The organism is Caulobacter sp. HMWF025, from assembly GCF_003060965.1.
Taxonomy (GTDB): Bacteria; Pseudomonadota; Alphaproteobacteria; order Caulobacterales; family Caulobacteraceae; genus Caulobacter.
Genome location: NZ_QAII01000073.1, coordinates 1 through 5,349 on the forward strand (window position 1 = coordinate 1; position 5,349 = coordinate 5,349).

A 5,349-nucleotide genomic window follows, 5' to 3' on the forward strand; every position below is an offset into this window, starting at 1 on the left:
GGTGGTTCACGCCGTCTCGGGCGAGACCATGGGCACCCGCTGGTCGGCGCGCTTCGTGGCCCAGGCCGGGGCCGATCTGCCGGGCTTGTCGGCCCAGGTGCAGCGCGCTCTCGACGGCGTGGTCACCCAGATGAGCGCCTGGGAGCCCCTGTCAGACCTGTCCCGCTACAACCGCGCGGCCGCCGGAAGCTGGACCCGGCTGCCGCCGCAGATGGCGCTCGTCGTACGTCGGGCCATCGAGATCGCCAGAACCACTGAAGGCACCTTCGATCCGACCTTGGGGGCCCTGACCGACCTCTGGGGCTTTGGCCCGCGCCCCTTTTCGGGTCAGCCGCCCGAGGATGCAGCGATCCGGGCCGCCCGCGACAGCAGCGGCTGGCGCCGGCTGGTTCTCGACGGCGACGCCCTGTTCCAGCCGGGCGGCCTACGGCTGGACCTCAACGGCATCGCCAAGGGCTTCGGGGTCGATCAGGCCGCCGCCGCCCTGGAGCGGGCCGGGGTGCGCAGCTACCTGGTCGAGGTCGGCGGCGAGTTGCGCGGCACCGGGGCCAAGCCGGACGGCCAGCCGTGGTGGGTCGAGCTGGAGCGACCGCCGGCCGCCAATGATGCCCTGCGCACCCTGGTGGCCCTGCACGACCTGTCGGTGGCCACCAGCGGCGACTACCGGCGGTTCTTCAACCATGAAGGCCGCCGCTATGCCCACACCCTCGACCCGGCCACCGGCGCGCCCAGCCCGTACGCCGTAGCCAGCGTCACGGTCCTGGCCCGGACCTGCATGGACGCCGATGCCTGGGCCACGGCCCTGACGGTGATGGGCCCGTGCGAGGCCCTGGCCTTCGCCACGCGCCACGACCTGCCCGCCCTGATCGTCAGCCGCTCGCCTGCGGGTCTGGAAGAGCGCCTGTCACCGGCCCTGTCAGCCATGCTGGACGCCTGATGGACCTCACCGCCCTCGATCCCGAACTCCGCCGCCAGATCGCGGCCGGCGGCGTCGCCCTGGCCTGGGCCGCCTTCACCGGCCTCATCCTCGGGCGCGAGGCCCTGCGGCGCCGGGCCCGGCAGCGTGAGACCGCCGCCCTGGCCAGCGGGTCAGGTACGCCCGTGCTGGTCGCCTATGCCAGCCAGACCGGCTTTGCCGAAGAGCTGGCCCGCAGCACGGCAAGAGCCCTGACCACCGCCGGAACCCCGGTCACCCTGCGCGACCTGTCGGCTGTCACGGCCGCCGACCTCGCCGGCGCCGGCCGGGCCCTGTTCCTGGTCAGCACCACCGGCGAGGGCGACGCCCCTGATCCGGCCCGGGCCTTCATCCGCAACGTGATGGCCACGACGCCAGACCTGTCGGGCCTGAGCCACGCCGTCCTGGCCCTCGGCGACAGCAGCTATGCGCAGTTCTGTGCCTTCGGCCGCAGCCTCGACGCCTGGCTGGCCGGACGCGGCGCGAAGGCCCTGTTCGACCGGATCGAGGTCGATGACGGCGACGAAGCCGCCCTGCAGCTCTGGCAGGCGAGCCTGGCCGGCCTGAGCGGGTCCACCGAACTGACCGACTGGAGCCGCCCGGCCTATGGCCAATGGGCCCTGACTGAGCGCCGCCTGCTCAATCCCGGCAGTCCGGGCGGCGAGGCCTGGCACATCCGGCTGGAGCCGCAGGCCGGCGCGGCGAGTTGGCAGGCCGGCGATCTGGTCGAGATCGCGCCGCAAAGGGACCCGGCGGCTCGAGAGACGGGCCTGCCGCACCGCGACTATTCCATCGCCTCTCTGCCGGAAGACGGCGGGATCGAGCTGATCGTGCGGCTGCAGGTCGACACCGGGGGCCGCCCCGGCCTGGGCTCGGGCTGGCTCTGCCGCCTTGCCGAGGTCGGGCAACCGCTGGAAGCCCGGGTTCGCAGCAACCGCAGCTTCCACACCCCGCCGGGCGATGCCCCCCTGATCCTGATCGGGGCGGGCACGGGACTGGCCGGGCTCCGCGCCCACCTGAAGGCCCGCGCTGCGGCTGGCCGGGGTCGCAACTGGCTGGTCTTCGGCGAACGCACCGCCGCCCACGACTTTCTGCACCGGGCCGAGATCGAACACTGGCAGGCCGGCGGCATGCTGGAGCGGCTGGACCTGGCCTTCTCGCGCGATCAGGACCAGCGGATCTATGTGCAGCACCGCCTGCGCGAGGCCGCCGACCCTCTGCGCGCCTGGGTCGCTGAAGGCGCGTCCATAATGGTCTGCGGTTCGATGGATGGCATGGGCCGCGAGGTTCACGCCGCCCTCGCCGAGATCCTCGGCGTTGAGACGCTGGAACGGCTGACCGATGCAGGCCGCTACCGGCGGGATGTCTACTGAGGCGGCAAAAGCCGCGCCCGCTCTTCCGGCGTATTGGCCCCGCGCAGCCGCAACTCAGCCCCGTCCGGGACCGTCAGCATGGCGAGGCCCGCCCGCTCGACCAGCCGCCGCAGCGGCCAGCCGGCCTCGGTCTCCGTCGGCAGGGCTGAGAGTTCCAGAGTCATCGGCAGGGGCAGGCCTTCATAGGCCGCGCCAGGCGCAGGAGCCGCCAGCAGCGGGGCCAGATCTTCCTGGGTGAGGGTCGGGGCATCCACGGCCAGCACCAGCGCGCGCGTCAGCCCCTCGGACCGCAGCGCGGCAACCCCGGCCATCACCCCGCCGGTCGGCCCGGCCCCGGGCTGCGGATCGGCGACAAACGGCAGGCCGAGATCCGCCCCGACCGTCAGCACGCGGCGTGCGCCCAACGCCCCGGCGAGGGCCGCCAGACGGTCGACTGCCCGCACCCCGCCCCAGTCGAGGCCGGCCTTGTCACGGCCCATGCGGCGCGAGGCACCGCCGACCAGGATCAGAACGCCGAAGGAGGTCATGGCCCAGCCTTAGCCCGCCGAGCGGCCAAAGAAAAAGGCCCCGGATCGCTCCGGGGCCTTTTCCGTATCGGTATCGAAGCCGGTTCTTACGAAGCGTAGAATTCGACGACGAGGTTCGGTTCCATCTTCACCGGGTACGGCACTTCCGACAGTTCCGGCGCGCGGACGAAGGTGGCCGACAGGCCCTTGGCGTCCACCGAGACGTACTCGGCGAAATCGCGTTCGGCCGAAGCAACGGCTTCCAGCACCAGGGCCATGTTGCGCGAGCGCTCGCGGACGGCGATCACGTCACCGGCCTTGCAGCGGTAGCTGGCGATGTTGACGCGCTTGCCGTTCACGGTCACGTGGCCGTGGTTCACGAACTGGCGGGCGGCGAACACGGTCGGCACGAACTTGGCGCGATAGACGATGGCGTCCAGGCGCGACTCGAGCAGGGCGATCAGGTTTTCCGAGGTGTTGCCCTTGCGGCGGGCGGCTTCCTCGTAGGTGCGCGAGAACTGCTTCTCGGTCAGGTTGCCGTAGTAGCCCTTCAGCTTTTGCTTGGCGCGCAGCTGCAGACCGAAGTCGGAAACCTTCTGCTTGCGGCGCTGGCCGTGCTGGCCGGGGCCGTAGGACCGCTGGTTGACCGGCGACTTGGGCCGGCCCCAGAGGTTTTCGCCCATACGGCGATCGATCTTGTACTTGGCGCTATGGCGCTTGGACATCTTAGTCTCTTCAGTTCGATCCGGGCCGGCGCCTCAAGAAGTAGAGGCGCGATCTCAACGGCGGCGTCGCATCAGTCCGTCATATGTTTCCGCGCCACACGGCGAGCCGGCGGCGGGAAGGCGCGGTTTATGACGGAGGGGCGACGGGGAGTCAACTCGCCGACGCCTCAGTGTAGATCCTCATTGAGGAACTCTGCTTTCAGACCGGCGGCGTTGAGCGCGCGCACCGCACCCATGACCTCTGAATAGGGCGTTTCGATATCCGCCCGCACCATGATGACGTCCGCGCCTTGTGCTCTTGTCATGGGGGCGGCAAGGGAAACGGCCTGTTCGAGGGTCATCGCTTCGCTCGGGCCAACGTGAACACCGTCTCGCTCCAGCGATATGAACACCCGAGGCGGCAGTGGGTGCAGCGCATCATAGGGCGGGGGTACGCTGCCCGGCTCCACATAGAGGTTCACCGGCTTGCCCGGCCCGCCGGCGGTTGCGGCAAGCACCGCGAAGATCGCTAGTAAGACGGGTACAAGCGGAGTCACGTTGATCGCCGCCAAAGGCCTGGCCTCAAACCGTCCTGCCATTCGTTGGGCCATGCCGCCTCCGCAGGGGCCAGACTGGTCCCGGCGGAGGCAACTTGCAATCCTACGGCCGCACGATTGGGTTGCGCACCCGCACCTTGGCGCCGCGCTCGACGCCAAAGGCGTCCAGCGGGAAGCGCAGATCAATCCCCTCGGCGATCAGGGCGCGGCATAGATCAGGACGCTTGCGGGTAAAGACGAAGCTGGCGACGTCATCGCGCCGGACGCTCTCGACCGCGAAGTCATCATTGCGGGTGCAGCCGTTGGACGAGACACGGATAACGAGGTCGCCCTTGTCGACCGTGGCCCCATAGATGGGCTCAAGGTCGGTTTTGGTGATGTTGATCGAGGTGTCCGGGCGATCGTCGGCGTCGATGATCACGCAGGCGCTGGTCGACAGGGCGATGGCGACGACGGCGGCGAGCGATGCGAGTTTCATGTGGGTTCCCCTCCAGTGGGTCAGCTTGACCTTGGAGCCAGATGCGCAGCGCCCGCCTGAACCCGGGATGAATTACGGAAAGTTCACAGGCGGGCGGCGTGGCGGATCCGGACGATAGTCACCCTGTCACCCATGATTTGATAGCGGATGATGTAAGGCGAAATGATCACCAGTTCCCGTATCATCGCTGTCACCAGACGCCCCCGATCTGGGTGGTTCACAAGACTGTCCCCGGCCACCCGGAGCCTGCGAGCCATGCGTTGCGCGGCGAGAGGGCTGAACTGGCCGATATAGGCCCGGATCGCGAAAAGGTCTGAAAGCGCCCGGCGCGACCAGACTACTTCAGCCACGACGCGGGCATGGGCATTTCGTCGGGCGTACCCCAGGTCTCGAGCCAGGCCGAAACTTCGGCATGGGGGACGACCCGGCCCGCGGCGATGTCCGCCAAACCTTCAGCGTCCGCAGCCTCTTCGCTGGCGGCGTCTACGTCATCAAAGATGGAAGGCTCGGGAACCATGGTGAAAGACTACCACACCCGTCGCCTTCAGCAACGGGTGTGGCTGGAAATTTACAATCTTTGCGCGTGCCAGCCCACATGCTCACCGATGAAGGTCGAGATGAAGAAGTAGCTGTGGTCGTAGCCGGGCTGGCGCCGCACCGTGACCTTGCGACCGGCGCTCGTGGCAGCGGCTTCGATCAGCTCGGGCTTGAGCTGGCTTTCGAGGAAATTGTCGGCCAGGCCCTGGTCGATCAGGATGTCGTCGAAGCTCGCGCCG

General features: G+C 69.0%; 8 protein-coding genes and 1 pseudogene. 2 read left to right on the forward strand and 7 right to left on the reverse strand.

The window, feature by feature from the left end; translation table 11 throughout:
* The first annotated feature begins 1 nt into the window (after position 1).
* Both DBR10_RS08895 and DBR10_RS08900 read left to right on the forward strand, forming a co-directional pair.
* Positions 2-937 (forward strand): FAD:protein FMN transferase, encoded by a 936-nt coding sequence (locus tag DBR10_RS08895; protein WP_108556270.1) that lies wholly within the window; start codon positions 2-4, stop codon positions 935-937.
* Positions 934-2,328: a sulfite reductase subunit alpha gene (locus tag DBR10_RS08900; RefSeq protein ID WP_108503974.1), complete on the forward strand. Its 1,395-nt coding sequence runs from the start codon at positions 934-936 to the stop codon at positions 2,326-2,328. Before DBR10_RS08895 ends, DBR10_RS08900 begins: the two co-directional genes overlap by 4 nt.
* On the opposite strand, the gene DBR10_RS08905 is transcribed toward DBR10_RS08900, so the two are convergent.
* From DBR10_RS08905 to DBR10_RS19845, 7 genes and pseudogenes are all read right to left on the reverse strand, one after another.
* A complete protein-coding gene (locus DBR10_RS08905; RefSeq protein WP_108503972.1) occupies positions 2,322-2,855 on the reverse strand; it encodes an NTP transferase domain-containing protein in 534 nt (177 codons plus the stop codon). The genes DBR10_RS08900 and DBR10_RS08905 overlap by 7 nt on opposite strands.
* A gap of 86 nt (positions 2,856-2,941) precedes the next feature.
* Positions 2,942-3,559 carry a 30S ribosomal protein S4 gene (rpsD, locus tag DBR10_RS08910; RefSeq protein WP_108556271.1) on the reverse strand — a complete coding sequence of 206 codons (618 nt, stop codon included), beginning with the start codon at positions 3,557-3,559 and terminating at the stop codon, positions 2,942-2,944.
* Between the two features lie 167 nt (positions 3,560-3,726).
* Entirely contained in the window at positions 3,727-4,149 is a 423-nt protein-coding gene (locus DBR10_RS08915) for an ExbD/TolR family protein (RefSeq protein ID WP_108556272.1), read from the reverse strand.
* A 49-nt stretch (positions 4,150-4,198) separates the two neighbouring features.
* Entirely contained in the window at positions 4,199-4,573 is a 375-nt protein-coding gene (locus tag DBR10_RS08920) for a hypothetical protein (protein ID WP_108556273.1), read from the reverse strand.
* An 83-nt stretch (positions 4,574-4,656) separates the two neighbouring features.
* Positions 4,657-4,923 carry a type II toxin-antitoxin system RelE/ParE family toxin gene (locus DBR10_RS08925; RefSeq protein WP_108556274.1) on the reverse strand — a complete coding sequence of 89 codons (267 nt, stop codon included), beginning with the start codon at positions 4,921-4,923 and terminating at the stop codon, positions 4,657-4,659.
* Positions 4,911-5,090, reverse strand: a complete 180-nt coding sequence (locus DBR10_RS08930; protein WP_108505868.1) for an antitoxin — start codon at positions 5,088-5,090, stop codon at positions 4,911-4,913. The genes DBR10_RS08925 and DBR10_RS08930 overlap by 13 nt, the downstream gene beginning before the upstream one ends.
* 51 nt (positions 5,091-5,141) lie before the next feature.
* A pseudogene (locus tag DBR10_RS19845) lies at positions 5,142-5,349 on the reverse strand (S-formylglutathione hydrolase); the annotation flags it as partial.

Excerpts from the sequence above, each read along its gene's own strand:
- DBR10_RS08920 (WP_108556273.1), bottom strand. The coding sequence starts at position 4,573 with ATGAAACTCGCATCGCTCGCCGCCGTCGTCGCCATCGCCCTGTCGACC.
- DBR10_RS08930 (WP_108505868.1), bottom strand. The coding sequence starts at position 5,090 with ATGGTTCCCGAGCCTTCCATCTTTGATGACGTAGACGCCGCCAGCGAA.
- DBR10_RS08915 (WP_108556272.1), bottom strand. The coding sequence starts at position 4,149 with ATGGCCCAACGAATGGCAGGACGGTTTGAGGCCAGGCCTTTGGCGGCG.
- rpsD (WP_108556271.1), bottom strand. The coding sequence starts at position 3,559 with ATGTCCAAGCGCCATAGCGCCAAGTACAAGATCGATCGCCGTATGGGC.
- DBR10_RS08905 (WP_108503972.1), bottom strand. The coding sequence starts at position 2,855 with ATGACCTCCTTCGGCGTTCTGATCCTGGTCGGCGGTGCCTCGCGCCGC.